The sequence below is a fragment of the Adhaeribacter pallidiroseus genome (genome assembly GCF_003340495.1).
In the GTDB taxonomy this organism is placed as follows: Bacteria; Bacteroidota; Bacteroidia; order Cytophagales; family Hymenobacteraceae; genus Adhaeribacter; species Adhaeribacter pallidiroseus.
The window spans coordinates 5,831,076-5,848,397 of record NZ_QASA01000001.1; the positions used below are offsets into that span (position 1 = coordinate 5,831,076).

At 45.8% G+C, this 17,322-nt stretch carries 11 protein-coding genes and 1 pseudogene; 6 read left to right on the forward strand and 6 right to left on the reverse strand.

Going from position 1 to position 17,322, the window contains the following annotated elements:
- Positions 1–322 precede the first annotated feature (322 nt).
- Positions 323–679: a hypothetical protein gene (locus AHMF7616_RS23245; RefSeq protein WP_115375059.1), complete on the forward strand. Its 357-nt coding sequence runs from the start codon at positions 323–325 to the stop codon at positions 677–679.
- A 399-nt stretch (positions 680–1,078) separates the two neighbouring features.
- Here the strand turns inward: AHMF7616_RS23245 and AHMF7616_RS23250 are convergent.
- The 4 genes and pseudogenes from AHMF7616_RS23250 to AHMF7616_RS23265 form a co-directional block, all read right to left on the reverse strand.
- Positions 1,079–1,633: pseudogene (locus tag AHMF7616_RS23250) on the reverse strand (IS630 family transposase); the annotation flags it as partial.
- 55 nt (positions 1,634–1,688) lie between these two features.
- Positions 1,689–2,075, reverse strand: coding sequence for a helix-turn-helix domain-containing protein (locus tag AHMF7616_RS23255; RefSeq protein WP_115375061.1), 387 nt, complete (start codon positions 2,073–2,075; stop codon positions 1,689–1,691).
- Between the two features lie 335 nt (positions 2,076–2,410).
- Positions 2,411–7,048, reverse strand: a complete 4,638-nt coding sequence (locus AHMF7616_RS23260) for a T9SS type A sorting domain-containing protein (protein WP_115375062.1) — start codon at positions 7,046–7,048, stop codon at positions 2,411–2,413.
- A 494-nt stretch (positions 7,049–7,542) separates the two neighbouring features.
- Entirely contained in the window at positions 7,543–7,959 is a 417-nt protein-coding gene (locus tag AHMF7616_RS23265; RefSeq protein ID WP_115375063.1) for an STAS/SEC14 domain-containing protein, read from the reverse strand.
- Positions 7,960–8,357: 398 nt separating this feature from the next.
- On the opposite strand from AHMF7616_RS23265, the gene AHMF7616_RS23270 reads away from it, so the two are divergent.
- On the forward strand, positions 8,358–8,657 hold the full coding sequence (locus AHMF7616_RS23270) for an SH3 domain-containing protein (RefSeq protein ID WP_147275766.1): 300 nt from the start codon (positions 8,358–8,360) through the stop codon (positions 8,655–8,657).
- A gap of 264 nt (positions 8,658–8,921) precedes the next feature.
- On the opposite strand, the gene AHMF7616_RS23275 is transcribed toward AHMF7616_RS23270, so the two are convergent.
- Complete coding sequence (locus AHMF7616_RS23275; RefSeq protein WP_115375065.1) at positions 8,922–9,359, reverse strand: hypothetical protein; 438 nt, start codon at positions 9,357–9,359, stop codon at positions 8,922–8,924.
- Positions 9,360–9,800: 441 nt separating this feature from the next.
- Here AHMF7616_RS23275 and AHMF7616_RS23280 point away from each other — a divergent pair, with 441 nt between their 5' ends.
- The 4 genes from AHMF7616_RS23280 (at position 9,801) to AHMF7616_RS23295 (ending at position 15,971) form a co-directional block, all read left to right on the forward strand.
- Positions 9,801–10,415, forward strand: a complete 615-nt coding sequence (locus tag AHMF7616_RS23280) for a 3-keto-disaccharide hydrolase (protein ID WP_115375066.1) — start codon at positions 9,801–9,803, stop codon at positions 10,413–10,415.
- 367 nt (positions 10,416–10,782) lie between these two features.
- The gene (locus AHMF7616_RS23285; protein WP_115375067.1) at positions 10,783–12,963 is read left to right on the forward strand and encodes an outer membrane protein assembly factor BamB family protein; all 2,181 of its coding nucleotides are present in this window, start codon (positions 10,783–10,785) and stop codon (positions 12,961–12,963) included.
- A gap of 319 nt (positions 12,964–13,282) precedes the next feature.
- Positions 13,283–14,158: a DMT family transporter gene (locus tag AHMF7616_RS23290; RefSeq protein WP_115375068.1), complete on the forward strand. Its 876-nt coding sequence runs from the start codon at positions 13,283–13,285 to the stop codon at positions 14,156–14,158.
- Between the two features lie 268 nt (positions 14,159–14,426).
- Positions 14,427–15,971 (forward strand): aldehyde dehydrogenase family protein, encoded by a 1,545-nt coding sequence (locus AHMF7616_RS23295; protein WP_115375069.1) that lies wholly within the window; start codon positions 14,427–14,429, stop codon positions 15,969–15,971.
- Between the two features lie 238 nt (positions 15,972–16,209).
- Here AHMF7616_RS23295 and AHMF7616_RS23300 read toward each other — a convergent pair.
- Positions 16,210–17,039 (reverse strand): IS5 family transposase gene (locus tag AHMF7616_RS23300; RefSeq protein WP_115371190.1). Its coding sequence is split into 2 segments (ribosomal slippage): positions 16,210–16,646 and positions 16,646–17,039, totalling 831 coding nucleotides; the frame shifts between segments, so codons are not numbered across the junction.
- Positions 17,040–17,322: the final 283 nt, after the last annotated feature.

A 17,322-nucleotide genomic window follows, 5' to 3' on the forward strand; every position in this document is an offset into this window, starting at 1 on the left:
TCCGATTCCTGGTACATCTACCCACTAGTACTTGTTGGTCAGGAGCTTTGCAAAGAGGTGCTTGCTTACCCGCACTAATGGGCCTCTTATGTACTTTCTGTTCGTCAGTACCGGATTTTGTAGTCCCGCTTTCTTCCCTGCTTATCTCACGATAAACCAGCTTGCGGCTTACTAACAGGCTGCACCAACTCGCCTGTAAGGGTCTTGCACCCTCTGGAATAATTTGGTACCTTTCAGTACCAGATGCCCATACTGGGCGCACACCACACCTATACGGCAGCTGTGCCACCGCAAAGCCCAGTACGTTAGGGGTATCCTTAAAATGACAACAAAGAAGAAATATATTTTTATTGGTATAATTTTTTTCTTAACTTATGCTGTGATTGCACAGTTATGGGGAACAGAAAAAGGAATTAATGATTTTTCAAAATTCAATAAAGCTGAAATTAAAGGTAAAATTGAGAAAAAAGTATATGCTTCAGCTTCTGGAACACGAATAAATATAAAAGAACAAGAATATATTTTTCACCCAATTACAAATAAGGAAAATAGGAACAAAATTTTTAGTTACATAGCTGAAGTTGGGGACTCAATTTTAAAACCAGCATACTCAGACACATTAATCTTGATAAAAAAAGGTCGATTACTAAAATATGCTTTCAGAAAGGTAGGTATATAAAAGTACTCCCACCAACAACACCTTTACTGTAGCTACGCCACCTCAAAGCCCAGAACGTTGTGCGGCATTTAAATAAATAAAAATAGTACGGCCACAATTTCGGATGTTTAGAAGAAAATGCCAGAATTAAGCAGATTCTATGGAAATACAATTTGCATTTTTGCGAAAAACCTTAATTTACCTTATTTTTTTGCAAAATACGGAAAGTATATACGTATAATTGCTATTAAAAGTGGCTAATGACTAGAAGGTGAACTGCCAAGAAGAGCATTGCGGTTAGTTGAAGACTGAACCGAATTACCTAAAAAGAACTAATGATTAATTATGGTTTACAAAGTATGATGGCCAAACTACGCTCTAAAACCGCGCTGATTTAGCTTTAAAATTGTTTTTAAGTACTTAGACAAAATTAATTATATATTTCTGACCGATGTTATCAAGTATTTGGGTCAGATGTTGTTGTAAGTTATCCCAGCACATATAAGCATTAAAGTCGAGCCATTGGTATTTAATTTTCTTCCAGAGCATTTCAATTTTGTTCAATTCCGGAGAATAAGCCGGCAAAAAAAAGATATACAAGTCTTGTTCTTGCCATTGTTTTACTTTTTCCATAAAAACCTTTGAGCGGTGAGTAGGTGCATTGTCAAGCACTACTACTGTTTTTTGCTGTATCTTTTCACAAAAGCTGTCGAGCAAACTAACAACTTCTTTGCTGCCCATCCGCCCGGTATGGGTTTGGTAATAAAAATCTGCTTGCCGGTTAAGCAATCCAGCTACATTTATCCGCCTGCCTTTGGCGGCGGGTATTTCTAGGGTCTTACCTTGCTTCTGCCAGGCATAAGGCAGGGCTGAAGTCAGCGAAAAACCGCTCTCATCGTAGTAATAAAGCGGCAAGAAGCCCTGCTCCTGTAAGCATTCCAATTGATAGAGCTGCTCTTGCTTTGCTTCAAAGTCCTGCTGGTTGCGTTTGCCTTTTACACTATGGCGAACCCTTCGGAAAGAGTAGGCGCTACGTTTTTAAAAAGCGCTGTAGGGTTTTCTTACTCACCACTACGGCGTGCTTTTCTTGTATAAGCGCTACCACGGCATTTAAATTGCGGTGGTGCGCTGCTACATACGCCTCTAACTGCTCTTGCTCGATACCAGCTAACTTCTGCTTACGGCCTCGTCCGCTTTCCAGCTCAATACCCGTCCGCCCGCCCTGCTTCCATTTATCTAAACAGTTGGTAATCGTTAAAAGGGTAACGCCAAAGATGCCCGCCAGTTCATTAATAGACTTACCCTGATGCGAAAGAAGCAAACACTGGCTACGCTTGCGCTCGATTAAATACCTGCTGCTTTTATAAACCGCTTGCAACTCTCGTGCTTCCTGCTCTGTTAAATCAATATACCGCATAACTGATGTAACAAGTATATAGGTATTTTTGTCCCTTTACTTATTTAGAGAGTTAAATGAAACTTGTTAATAGTATTATTATTAGAAAATAGGTTTACAAACTAAAAAAACCATTTTACTAATTACTTAAACTTAGACTCGACTCCTGATTTCCTTGCAGCATTATTATAATCAGCAACGTATAATATCATACTTTGTAGACCACAACCAAATTTTAAAAATTTTAGTGGTTTGTTCGTTACAGTAGCCCATTTTTAAAAAATCAGATTCTTGAAACTAAAAAGCCGAACAACATGCGAGATGCTGTCCGGCTTTTTGTGTAAAATTTAAAAAAATTACTTATTCAGGAGTAGTTTCTGTGTGTTTTGTTTGGTGGGGGTTTGCAGTTGCAGCAAATACATACCGGCGGCTTGTTTCCCCGCTTGCCATTGCACCTGGTACGTTTGCTTGGCTTTGGCTTCTCCCCGGAATAAAGTAGCAATTTCCCGGCCTTGACCATCGAGCACGCGCACGCTGGCAGCCTGAGTTTGCGGCAGGGTAAAACGAACGGTTACCTGCTCCTGGAACGGATTTGGATACGCGAGGAGCGGGGTAAGTTCTGCAGATTCTTCTGGCGTGGTAGCCGTTCTGGCTGCTACCCGTGCGTTGTTGGTTGGAACCACTTTTATGAGCCAGTAATCGGTACCGCCCTGGCTGGGTTGCGTCCGGTCGCCGCTCGCTCCGGAGTTGGAACGACCGCCCAAGAGCAAACCGCCGTCTTTTGTTTGGGTTACGGTACGGAGTTCGTCTTCGCCGCTGCCACCGGCGCGTTGGTCCATTACCAGGTTCCCTTGCTCGTCTACTTCTACTACCCAGTAATCGCCGCTGCCCTGGCTCGCCTGGGTTTTATCGCCGCTTACGCCGGAGTAAGAAGTGCCGGCCAGCAGGTAATGGCCTTGCTCGGTGTAAGTACTGGCGCTTAGATTATCATCCTTGTCGCCACCAAAACCTTTATCCCAAAGCTTAGTACCGTTTGCATCTATTTTAATTAACCAGTAATCGCGACCGCCCCGGCTAGCCTGGCTTTTATCACCGCTGGCCCCGGAAGTGCTGTAGCCCGCCAGATAAAGGTTGTCGCCATCACTGTGTCGTACCGATACGGCATAGTCCTGGCCGGTGCCGCCGTAGGTTTTTTCCCAGAGTAAGTTGCCGTCTTTATCGGTTTTTACGGCCCAGTAATCTACATCGCCGCGGCTGGCTTGGGTTTTATCGCCGCCCTGGCCAGAGCTAGAACCGCCGCCCAGGAAAAATCCTCCGTCGCGGGTTTGGGTAAAGCCGCCCAGCCTATCGGCACCGGTGCCGCCATAACGTTTGTCCCAGATTTTAGTGCCGGTACTGCTTATTTTTACCAGCCAATAATCGTAATTGCCCTGGCTAGCTTGCGTTTTGTCGCCGCTCACGGGAGAATTGCTGTAACCACCCAGCACGTATTCGCCCGAGCTCAGCTGAATTACTTTTTCCAGTTCGTCATTGCCGCTGCCACCCAAGGTTTTATCCCAAAGTTTATTACCTAGTTTATCTGTTTTTACCAGCCAGTAATCCCGACCGCCTTGGCTAACTTCAGTTTTATCGCCTTTTTTGCCCGAGAAAGAACTGCCGGCTAGTAAATACCCGCCATCCTGGGTTTGAATTACGCGGTTGAGATAATCATTATTCGCACCGCCGTAACTTTTCTCCCATTGTTTTAGGCCGTTTTTATCGCTCTTTACAATCCAGTAGTCGTTCCGGCCCTGGCTCCATTGGGTTTTATCGCCGCTGATGTTTGAATCGGTATAGCCTCCGGACAAGTAGCCGCCATCCGTAGTTTTAATAACATCGGCAAAGTTATCGGTGCCCGTGCCGCCGTAACGCATGTTCCAGTTAGCCGACGGGGGTGGGGTTTCATCGAGCACCTGCACAAGCCAGAAATCTCCGCGGGACGCAAAAGGATAGGTAACGGTATCGCGGGGAGCTTCGGTTTTATCATCGCCGATAAGGCCGTTGGATGTGCCACCCAGCAGGTAACCGCTATTGGCAGTAGGTATTACGGCTCCCAGCACATCGTCATCGCGGCTGCCCAGGGTACGATCCCACAGCCTGGTGCCGGCTTCGTCTATTTTTAAAATCCAGTAATCCCTTTCGCTTCTTCTACCGCTCCAAAATTGATCACTATAATAGTACAGAAACCTTTCGCCGCCCCCGCTGGCATTCTCACTTTTATCCCCGCCTTTATCGGAGTCAGAAGTGCCCGCTAATAAGTAATTCCCGTCGGGGGTTGCCCGGATAGCCGCTAGTTCGGAATTGCCGGTTAAGTAGGTACCTATGTCGAACACTTTTTCGGATCGGATGCCCCCGTAGGTTTTATCCCAAACTTTAATGCCTTTACTGTTTAATTTTACAATCCAGTAATCGCTCAAGCGGGTATAACTGTTTCCACCGATATTTTTATCGGTTTTGTCGCCGCCTTGTTCCGCGTCGGAGTAGCCCCCGATTAAGAAGTTGCCATCCGGGGTAACTAATAAACTGGTTAGTACCGAACTACCTAAATCTACCTGGCACTTGGCCGGATCATCTTCAAAACACTCATCGTAGGCATAGGTTTCGGTTAGGCCCCCGAGGGTTTTATCCCATTGTTTATTCCCGTTTTCCTGCAGGCGCAGCACCCAGTAATCGGCCTGGCCGCGGCGCGCTTCGCTCTTATCGCCGGATTTACTGGAAGCCGACGTGCCGCCGATTAAATAGCCGCCGCCCGGTACCAGGGCCAGGGCCACTAGTCTATCGGCCTCCGCTCCGCCATACGTTTTATCCCACAATTTGGCGCCGTTGGCGTCGATTTTTAAAATCCAGTAATCGCTGCGGCCTTTACTGCCCTGGCTTTTATCGCCGCCCGTACCCGAGAAAGAGGTACCGCCGAGTAAAAAGCCGCCGTCCGGGGTACTAATCAATGCGGTTAATTTATCGGCCTGGTTGCCGCCGTAGGTTTTATCCCAAAGTTTATTGCCTGCCGCATCAATTTTTAAAATCCAGTAGTCGCCGCTGCCTTTGCTGCCCTGACTTTTGTCGCCGCTGTTGCCGGAGTAAGAAGTGCCGCCCAGTAGGTAACCACCGTCCGGCGTAGCCAGCAGGATAGTTAAACTATCGGCCTGATTGCCCCCGTAGGCTTTATCCCAGAGTTTTGCGCCTTGGTTGTTTAGCTTGGTGATCCAGTAATCGCTGGCACCCTGGGTGGCGCTGCTTTTATCGCCGGTTTTACCGGATTCGGAGTAACCCCCCGCCAGATAGCCGCCATCCGGCGTTGGAATTAAAGCCAGCAAGGCCTCGCGATTAAATCCGCCCAAGGTACGGTCCCACTGTTTCACAATGGTTGGTCTGGCTTCTACGGGAATAAACAGGTCGGTAACGGTGGCATTAAACTGGGCATTGCCGGGTTGATACGCCTGAATATGCACGGTATTGGCTCCGGAAACGGTAAGCTCATTGCCTTGCACCGTAGCGGGGCCAGATACTACCCGGAAAGATACCGGCAACCCGGAACTACTGGTAGCTTCCAGCACAAAAGGCGCATCGCCGAGGGTGCGGGTAAGCAAATTAGAATTGCCGAAAGTAATGGTTTGATTTTTCCGGACGGTGTTGTCTAATTTTATAACCCAAAAATCCGAGCTGCCTTTGCTGTTTTGCGTTTTGTCTTTGGTAATATCGGAAGAAGAATTACCACCCAAAAGATAGCCACCATCCGTTGTTTGCTGCACCGAGGTTAAACCATCGGAGCCAGCGCTGCCTAAAGCTCTGTCCCATTCTTTAGTACCATCTGCTTTTACTTTTACAACCCAGTAATCGGTGTCGCAGGATATATCGTCGACGGTACAAGCGCCTTGGTAGCCTTCGGTTTTATCGCCGCTGATGCCCGAATTAGAATAGCCTCCTAAAAGGTAACCGCCATCCGAGGTTTGCTCAAAATCGGTTAAGACTTCCAATTGATCGGCTCCAAAACGGAGGGCCCAAATTTCCGAACCATCGGCCTTTAACTTTGTTAACCCGTAATCACCACTTCCGTAAGCCACTAAAATTTCGCCGTTTTGGGTAGTTTTAATCTTAACTGCTTCTACCCAGTCTTTTTCCCAGCCAACGGTGTGGTCGGGCTTTATTTTAATGAGTTTCCGGCCTTGCTCGTATATTTCGCCGGCCAGCAGCAAGCCTCCGTCCGGGGTGCTGGCGAAGGCCGTTAAGTTACTGCTGTTTCTGCCGCCGTAGGCTTTGTCCCATATTTTGGTACCATCGGGTTTTATTTTTACAACCCAAAAATTACCATCTGACCGGGGAGCGGTTCTATCGCCCACAATGCCGGATACGGAGTTTCCTCCCAGTAAATAATTCCCATCCGGGGCTTCCTGGATTGATACTAAATAGTCGTAACTGCTACCGCCGTAATTTTTTTCCCAGATTTTGGTACCGGCGGCATCCAGTTTCACGATCCAGTAGTCCGCGGCTCCCCGGTCGGGCGAGGTTTTGTTGCCGCTCACCGCCGAAAGCGAAGTGCCGCCGAGCAAAAAGCCGCCATCCGGAGTCAGGACCAGGGATTTTAAATCATCGTAGTCAGAGCCGCCAAAGGTTTTGTCCCAGGCTTTCGAACCGTCGGCGTTTAGTTTCACCACCCAGTAATCGGTGGTAAGATTGCCGTATTTGTCTTTTTTGCCTTGATTATTCTGGGATTTGTCGCCGCTGATACTCGAAGAAGAATTACCCGCCAGAATATAGCCGCCGTCCGGAGTTTGTTTGGCGGTTATTAAAGCATCGCCTGATGAGCCACCAATGGTTTTATCCCAAACTTTATCTTGGGCAGAAGTAGCGGTAGTAAACCCCAGCAAAAGAAATAAGCTAAAGTAGTAAGAGCGCCACCTATAATGTAAGACCCGATTTGTAGAAACCAGAAAGGTAAAAGATACTTGTAATTTCATGATTTGGAAACTAGAGAAAAAATACCAACAAGTGAATTAGTAAAGCCGAAGAAAAGATAGCAAACGCACCCCATTGGGGATGGGAGCTAGTGGGAGAACTGCTAAATGTAAGCAGCTGATATTCTTGTTCCTATACCTAACTTTAGGTATTTTTTAGGGGATAAGGCGCTTTTTTTTTAAGAAATATTCTTTAACTGGGGAGAGTAGTTAAAGAATAAAACAAAGTTGCGAACAACCCGCAAAAAATGCAGGAAGCTCCCGGCCAAAAAAACTAAGTGCCGCATCATTACCAGGTAGAAGTAAAAAAAACGGATAACGGTATTTAAAACTAGCTTGCTCTTGTTCGGGCTATATTATGGAAAGTAATTTATAAAATCAGGAGAACTGAAGGAGGAAAGGGGATTTACCAGGGGACTACTACCTCCGGAATAGCTGGGCTTACCCGGTGTTGGTAGCCTGTAGCGCGTATAGATGGTAGTTAAAAGCTATGGTTTTTAGTAGGAAACCAGAGTAGGTTGCTTCAGCCAGGCCAAAGCCAGTTGTTTACTATTAAATTCTTTCAGGAACAAAGCCTCCGGGTTTTCGACTCGGCGTATTATTTGCTCTACCGCCATTTTATTGAAAATATCTTCCGACACTACCGTGGCATGGCGGCGAATGGTACTGGCTTGAAGCCGGGGTAAAGCATTTACCGCGAACCAATCCTGGTCGGCTTGCCGGATAACTTTCATTTTACGGTTATCGCCGAGCCAACGTAATGGCTTGTATTCCTCTATTAATTGCAGGCATTGGGTCACGGCCTTCCGAAATTCCGCACTACTCAAAAATCCTTGCCACTGGGCAGTTCCTAATTCCCATTCTGGTTCATAGGCAATTGTAACCACATGATTTTGAAAGTAAATATTATGCATGGTCAAAGAAAAATTTGTACTCTAAATATAGGATAATCTTATATACCAAAAATAGCTTGGCATGTTTTCCTAATCTGGGTTATTTTAAAAATGATTTTTAAATTTTGATTTAAATCCTAATTATACCGGAGCTGGTACTAAACCGTAATAGTTGCCACGGGAAGGTGAAAAATTTAAAAAAGCGTTGCAAAAGTTGTTCGTAACCGGACAGTGTACGGAAGTGGGGCGTTCGAAAACGTACATGTTTTAATTTGTTTTTTTAAAAAACCAGCTTTACGAGCGTTATTTCGTGTTTTTCTGGTTTGGCATAGCCATTGCCCTTCTGTTAAAAGAAACAGCTGGGTAAAAGCCCGGTGTAGAAAATTAAATAGAAAACGAAAAAACAACAAAATAAAACTATGAAAAAGCTTCTTCTTTCTCTTGCTCTAATGGCTCAAGTAGGTTTAACCATGGCTCATGACAAAGCAAACACCACCATGGTACAGGTCCGGAACGATAACGTAAAAATGTTTAAGCAAGCCGGTACTTCCACGCCCATTGTGGAAACAATTGCGACTACCGACCGGGTAGAACTGGTTCGTAAATTTAACAAGAACTGGGCTATTGTGCTAGTAAACAATAAGGTTGGCTACGTGCTGCTGTCGGAGCTAACTAACCTCAAAGCAACTCCAGCATCCCGAACATTAGCCAAACAATAACTTATTATAGGATACTTAGTTCAGGCAAACAGCCACTCCCGCGGGGTGGCTGTTTGCTGGTTTATACGGGTAGCGTTTTGTTACCAGAGCGGTAAATAACTAAATGGCCGGAATCATGGGTACTCATTAGTGGAGTTATAGGCCTAAACCCGATGAGGGATGGGCTGCAAACCGCATGGGGGAGTTTTTTAAATTTTTCTGTTTCGGGTGAGCTGTTGGCGGGTTCTGGATCTAAAACCAGCGTAATTTTAAAGCTTCAAAAAATTAAAAGGGAACCTGAGCCAGTTGCGTTAACTGCAAATATCTTTTGCCGGAATTTTTATCGTAAAAGCAGCCGTCTTCCAACACAAAATGTTCGGTTTCTACGTGGTTATCTTCCTGGTACGATATATTTAAAATAGAACCGTTTACCCGCCAAATGCCGTACTTCGCTTTTTCCAGGGGTATATTTTCATTCACATCCACAAACATCCACTTAGCGGTACCATCGTATTTTAATACATAAATTTCCTTGGCATCGCTCAAAGCATAATGATCTGATTTTACCGTGTAATTTCCCGCGTATTTGGTGGTGTAGGGCGTAATCTCTGGCTTCAGGCTTAGCTCTTGATTTTGGTTTAAAGAACCGGGTTTAGAGCTGGTAAATGTGTTGCAGGAGCAAATGGCAGCAGAAAAAATAAAAAGAAAGAGTACTTTACTCATAAGTAATCAGATCTGATAACTTGCCTGGCGCGGTACAAATGGTACAGGCAACTACTTTTTTTATAACTACCGGGCTACTATATTTATTGCCTTTAACTTAAAACCGGGAAAAATATTTAGAAAAAGAAGGTAAAAAGTAAAAAGTTTACTTGCCAAAAGGTTGGCAAGCCAGCGAAACAACTATCCTGGGTAATGCCAAGCATTATACTCGCCATTGCCGGTAAACCAGGCCACCGGCGGTTGGTAATTAACTGGTTATTTTAATACAGGTAACAAAATTAACTTAACCAAAGCGGGTTAAGGAGTAGGAGATTTTTGCGAGGTTATTGATAAACCAATTTCCTTTTGCTATTATTGATTATTCTATGGGGTTAACCCGCGTATATTTAAATACCAAACTTATAAAATTAAAAAGCAAACTTTTCAGAACTTAATATTTCTATGGATCACAAATCTTTTTTTAAAATTGCGCTGTTTTCTTTAATGCTGGCTTTTACCTGCCAGGCGCAGGCCCAAACCAAACTTTTTAATGGTAAAAACCTGGCTGGCTGGCAAGTACACGGCACCGAAAAATGGTACGTCGAAAACGGTGAACTCATCTGCGAGAGCGGCCCCGATAAACAATACGGTTACTTGGCTACCGACCAAAAATTTAAAGATTTTGAATTAACGGTAGAGTTTAAGCAACAAGCCGACGGCAACAGTGGCGTATTCTTCCATTCGTCGCTGGATGGTACTAAAGTTTCGGGGTGGCAAGCCGAAGTAGCGCCTCCGGGCAAAAGTACCGGTGGTATTTACGAATCGTACGGTCGTGGCTGGCTCATTAAACCCGATGCGGAAAAAGATAAAGCCTTAAAAATGGGCGAGTGGAACAAAATGAAAGTACGCGTAGTGGGCAACCAGGTAACCACCTGGTTAAACGGTACCCAAATGATTGAATTAACCGATGAGCAAATTGGTAGCCGCGATGGCGTAATTGCTTTGCAAATCCACGATGGCGGGGGCATTAAAGTACGCTGGAGAAACATCGCCGTAAAAGAACTGAAGAAGAGCTAAGGAACCGATTTATAATGGGTGTTTAAAATGCCATCTTGCGGGATGGCATTTTTATTTGATGGCTTAAGCTTCTAAAGCCACCTACCAACTAAGTTTCGGCGGCGCGGGCTGATCAGTAGGCCAGCGCAACGCTGAAATTTTAAATTTTGCCATTTTTCAAACCCATCCGCCGGAGCTTTTTAAAAATAACATTTTAATAGGTATTAAATTTTATCTTAAGATCCTGTTTCGCATTTCGGTTAGAAATAGAAAAATCTTCTTGGGATCGAGGAGTGGAAGAATGAACCGGGGCAGCGGACTAGAATAACGGGTATATTTTACATACTATGGCGTACGCAGGGTTTTATTTAAACTAGTTAGATTAAATATGTACAAGGCCATTATAAAAGTAAACCGGGCTGCTCTTTTGCTGGTTTTTATCTGCGGGCAAGTTCTGAGCAGTTGCAGTACCGCGGATACTTCAGGAAAATTAAAAAATTTAAAAAAAGCAGATACAATTACTGCTGACGCTAATTGGCCGGAGTATAACGCCGACGGTGCTAGAAGCCATTATTCCAAACTAAAACAGATTACCAAGGCGAATGTGGCGCAACTGCAAGTAGCCTGGACCTATTCCTCCGTCGGGGCCGATTCGGTACTAACGGGTACGCAAATGCAGTGTAATCCCATTGTTATAGGTGGGGTGTTGTACGGCGTTTCGGCTACTACTCAGGTTTTTGCTTTGGATGCGGCTACCGGTAAAGAACTCTGGAAAACCAACCTCCCGGATAATGGGGGTACTACCAGCCGGGGCGTTACGTACTTTACCGATGGCAACATAAAACGGCTGTTTTTTGGCGCGGGTAAGTGGCTGTACGCCCTGGATGCCACCACCGGCAAGTTAGCTGCCGAATTTGGAGCAGAAGGCCGGATTGATTTAAAAATAGGTATTACCCGGCCCCACGCCGATAATTACGTTACCTCCAACACTCCCAATACCATTTATCAAAATACAATTATTGTGGGCGCCCGGGTAGCCGAAGAAGATGGCGCGCTGCTGGGCGATATCCGGGCTTTTAATGTATACACGGGTAAATTAATCTGGACGTTTAAAACCATTCCGGAGCCGGGGCAGCCGGGCTACGATACCTGGTACCCCGCTAACCCGCGGCAGCGTTTGGGCGGCGCCAATGCCTGGGCCGGCCTGGCGATTGATCGGGAAAGAGGTATTGTGTATGCGCCCACGGGCTCGGCGGCTTACGATTTTTACGGCGGCAACCGCCGAGGCGATAACCTCTACGCCAACTGCTTGCTGGCTCTGGATGCGATTACCGGCAAACTGTTGTGGCATTTTCAGTTGGTGCATCATGATATCTGGGACCGCGACCCGCCCGCCCCGCCTAATTTACTTACCGTAATCCATAACGGCGTGAAAACCGATGCGGTAGCTCAGATTACCAAGCAAGGTTTTGTTTTTATATTCGACCGGGTTACGGGTAAACCCTTGTTTCCCATAGAAGAAAGAAAAACCCCGGGCAATGCTATGCCGGGCGAGTACCCCAGTGCTACCCAGCCGTTCCCATTAAAGCCCGATCCGTTTACGCGGCAGGTGTTCACCGAAAACGATTTTAACTCTTTTGTGGCCGACCGCGATTCGCTGGTTCAATTATTACGAGCCTCTCGGCACGGCAGTGTTTACCTACCGGTGGGTAAAGAAATGACCTTGTTTTTTCCGGGTACGGATGGCGGGGCGCAATGGGGCGGAGCCGCCACCGACCCGGACGGCATAATGTACGTGCCAGCCAAACAATTGCCGGTTTATACCAGCTTAAAAGAAGTAGCGAAATCTAATAATTTACCGGTAACCAGCAAGGCTTATTATCTATCGCGTTGCGCTTCCTGCCACGGCGAAGACCGCAAAGGCAATCACGATGGTTCTTATCCGGCGCTGATAGATGTTTCTAAAAAGTACTCGGCAAAAGAAGTTCACCAATTATTAGAAAAAGGCCGGGGCATGATGCCTTCTTTCTCGCATGTTTCTTTAAAAGAACGAACCGCGATTGTTAATTATATTTTAAATAATTCCGGCGGTGATGTTCTCGTAACGGAGCCAAACGCCACGGAAGATAACCCGGATAAATCGCCCTACCAGCATACCGGCTACAACCGCTGGTACGACCGCAATGGGTATCCGGTTAGTGTGCCGCCCTGGGGTACGCTCACCGCCATCGACCTGAATACGGGTAACCAAAAATGGCAGGTGCCTCTGGGCGAATACGAAGCCTTAACTAAAAAAGGAGTTCCGGTAACCGGCACCGATAACTACGGCGGCCCTTTGGTAACCGCCAGCGGCCTGGTACTTATTGCGGCTACCCGCGACGAAAAAATCCGGGCATTTGATAAAACCAATGGTAAATTGCTGTGGGAAGCTCCCTTGCCAGCGGCCGGTTATGCCTCGCCGAGTACTTACGCCGTTAACGGGATACAATTTGTAGTAATTGCTTGCGGTGGCGGCAAACTTAAAACTAAATCCGGCGATCAATACGTCGCTTTTTCCCTGGATAAATAAGCCTGTCTCTTGGCTTTTAATCTTTATTCTTGCGCTGAAGTAGATTTTTTTAATTTTTCTATTTATTCTGTTGATTATACCAGACAGTATGAAGTAGTAGCCATAAGTTTATGAAGTGAAATGGATAAGCGTTACCACCGTTCCTCTTGTGGAGCCTTTCCAAGGCTCCAAAAAACTACCCTGAGAAGCAGAGAATCCTTTCTACTGAGCAGATAGGTTTGGCTTAGGAACAAAGAGGGATTGTTTTAGCCCGAACGTACCAGATTACCGCATAATAAATACCTTTACGCTTGATCTGCCCTTAGTTCTTATTACGTTTATGCGAAATGTTTTACCCGGGGTGCTTTTTGCCATGTTGTGGGCTTCGGCCTCGGTGGCTACCAAAATTGGAGTAGCCCACGCGCATCCCCTGCTCTTGGCCAATATTCGGTTTTTAATTGCCGGCGGAATGATGCTGCTATTTTGTTATGGCTTGCAACGGGATAAAAATCCCTGGCCCCAGGGCGTAGAGTGGCGGCAACTGCTCTTTTTCTCTTTTTTGAATACCACTGTTTACTTAGGGGCTTTTGTGCTGGCTTTAAAAGAAGTTTCGGCGGGGATCGGGAGCCTTTCTACGGCTACTAATCCGCTATTTATTACTTTACTCTCGGCGGTTTGGCTGCGGCGGCCGATAAAGTGGGGCGAAAGCTTGGGTATTATGCTGGGCCTGGCGGGGGTCGGTTTGGCTACTTTTCCGTTGTTGCTAAACAGTTTTGCCACTACCCGGGGATTGCTTATTTTATTAACCGGCATGGTATCCGTGTCGGCGGCTACGGTTTATTACGCGCAGGTAAAATGGCGATTACCAACTTTAATTATTAATGGCTGGCAGGTTTTAATGGGGGGTTTGTGCTTGCTGCCTTTTACCTTTTACTTGGCCGATTTTAAAAATTCGCACCTGGATACCGCCTTCTGGGAAGCGGTTTTCTGGCTGGTGGTACCGGTTTCTGTTATTTCGTTGCAGCTTTGGTTTTACCTGGTAAAACAAGATGCGGTAAAGGCTTCGCTTTGGTTGTTTTTGTGTCCGATCTTTGGCTTTTTTTATTCTTATACCTTGTTACACGAGCCAATAACCTGGTATACTTTTGCCGGTACCGCTTTGGTAATTATGGGTTTGTACTTGGCGCAACGCGAAAAATTTAAAAAAACGGGGTAAGCAAAAGTTTTTGCTTGAAGCGGGAGTTTAAATCTTAGTGCGCCATCCCGTTTAAAAAGAGAAAAGTACCCCCTTTAGAGAAGAGAGGATTTTCGGTTTTTTGCGCATAAGGAATAAAATTATTTATAAATTCTATTTGAAACTCTATTTCAAAATCATGTACTTGGCGAAAATTTAAAAATTTGCAATGGCTTAGCGGCTTACAGGGGAGGCAACTTCTTTCCGCTAGGTTTTATTGCTTATTCCTACACCGAAAGAACCACACATTATGGCAAAAATTGTTTCTCCGCAAGTTGACTTTGCTGAACTGATCCGGCAGGTAAAGCAGGTAACCCCCGAAATTTATGATCAGCAGGGAAATTACCTGAACCTTTTAGAAGAGCACTGGCAGGAGCCGGGCACTCCCCGGGAATTTATATCTCCTATTGATGGCTCCGTATTGGGTAGCCTGCCTTTCCTGGATAAAGCTACTGCGCTCCGGGCGGTACACGGTGCCCATCGGGAGGCGGTAGATTGGGGTCGCGTAGACCTGGACGAACGCAAACAGCGGGTGCAGGATTGCCTCGACCAACTCCGCGATAATGTAGAGCTGATTGGCAAGCTGCTCATGTGGGAAATTGGTAAAACCTACAAACTGGGCTTTACCGACATCGACCGTTGTATTGATGGCGTGCAATGGTACGTGGATAATATGGAAGAAATGCTGGGTCGCCGGGAGCCCTTGGGCGTGGTTTCCAACATTGCTTCCTGGAATTACCCGATGTCGGTGCTGATGCACGCGGTATTGGTGCAGGTGCTTTGCGGCAACGCGGCCATCGCTAAAACGCCTACTGACGGCGGCTTTATCTCGTTGAGCGTAACCTTTGCCATTGCCCGCCGCTGTGGCTTGCCGGTAACCTTGGTAAGTGGCTCCGGGGGCGAGTTAAGCGATGTACTGGTAAAAGACCAGGCCATTGAATGTCTTTCTTTTGTGGGGGGCCGCTACAACGGGCGCAACATTGCCGATGCCCTGGCTTCGGTGCACAAGCGCTACATGCTCGAAATGGAAGGCGTGAACACCTACGGCATCTGGAATTTCTCGGACTGGAACAACCTGGGCGACCAACTCAAAAAAGGCTACGACTACGGCAAACAACGCTGCACCGCTTACGTGCGCTTTGTAGTAGAACGCCGCTTATTTCCGCAGTTTTTAGAAACCTACTGGACTGCTATCCGCAGCCTGAAGATTGGGAATCCTACTTTGGTCGACAACCCCCATGATAAACTACCCGACTTGCATTTTGGCCCGGTAATCAACAGCCGCCAGGCCGAAGATCTGGACCGGTTATACGCCGATGCGCTTAAAACCGGTGCCACGCCTTTTTACGAAGGCAAACTGGATGATTCGTTATTCTTACCGGATCAGGACCGTTCGGCGTACCGGGCCCCGCGCGCTTTGGTAAATTTGCCGCGCCAAAGCGAACTGTACTTTAAAGAACCTTTCGGGCCGATTGACTCGGTAGTGCTGGTAGACCGCGTAGAAGAACTGGTAGGCGAAATGAATATTTCCAACGGAGCCTTAGTAGCGGCCGTAGCTTCGGATGATACCAAATGGGCGCAACGCACCGCCAAAGAAGTACGGGCTTTTAAAGTGGGCATCAACAAACTCCGTTCCCGCGGCGACCGCGAAGAGGTATTTGGGGGCTTAGGCGAATCGTGGAAAGGCGCTTTTGTGGGCGGTAAATTACTGGTAGAAGCCGTTACGCAAGGTGCCCCATCGGAACTCGTACTCGGCAATTACGCAGATGCTACTTTGCTGCCGGAGAAAATTTAGAAATTTAAAAATGCTTCCTGATTAATTGCATTTAAGCTGAAAATTTAAAAAAATTTAAAATCTGAAGTTAGCGTAGTAGCTGGTTTTAGATTTTTGTTTCTGGGGATTTCTTGAATAAATACATCCTATATTCGTTAATACAGGTATGTTTATACAGCTAACGGGTGTGGTATAAACACACCTAAGGTGTTTAGCAGGTAGTTAGGGGTAATATATAATAGACTTCTTTCAAAAGTACTTAGATAGTGTCGTAATTAGCAATGGCAGCAAAGAGGTTAAAGCGTAAGCCAAAGCGCTTTCGACGATTTCTATACTTGGTAGCAAAAATTTTGAATCGTTTAAGAAAACCAAACACGTTTTCAATCTTGATTCGCTGGGAAGACAACGCTCGGTTTTGTTGCTGGTCTTGCCGCGTTAAAGGATAATGTTTGGAGGCCTTCTTCGGGGTATGGGCTTGCGGGATCAACTTTTTGATTCCTTGATAACCCGAATCCGCTAATAGCAGGATAGGAGTTGGGAGTTTAAGCTGGCTGCATTTAAAAAGTTGGAAATCATGCACTGCTCCTTTGGCAAAATGCGTACAAATGATTTTTCCGCTCTTCTTATCCACTATCATTTGTGTTTTCAGATGATGTTGTTTCTTTTTAGCCGAGTAGTAGCGTCTTTGTTTTTTTGGGGACGTTCGATTCTTGTCTCCGTAGCATCTACCAGTACTACTTGGTAACTGATGGAACTTTGGAGAAGGGCTTTTTTGCCAGGTAAGCTAAATTCCCCGGATTGGAGTAAAAGATTTTCCGCTCGTGTAATCAAGCGGAAGGCCGTGGCTTCACTCACTTGGTAGCTCTGAGCGATGTGAAAATAGGTCCGGTATTCCCGATTATATTCTAACATCATCAATACTTGATCGGCCTCCGACAAGCGACTAGGACGACCGAGAACTTTCTTGTTTTTGGCTATTTGTTCGCTTAAAACTGCTTTCATGTGCTCAAAGGTGGCTTTATGCACCCCTGTTAAGCGCCGGAAAAGAGCTTCGCTTAAAAAGCGGATTTGTTCGTATTTTGTCACCATACCGCAAAGTTCTGCTATTTACTTAATATCTAATTACTTTTGAAAGAAGTCTAATAAAAAATTAGGAATGAAAGAGGCAGTAATTTCTGTAATGATAGTTGGTGCATTCATAGTTGCCTCCTACTACCTTCATAAGTACATGCGGAATATAAAATCTATAATTTGGTTCTTATCCTTGATTCTTATGTATATAGTATTGCTTTACGGCTACTTAGAAATAATTAATAAAATACACCAATATCTTAGAGATAGAGGCATTTATATAGAATTTGGACATGCGAGT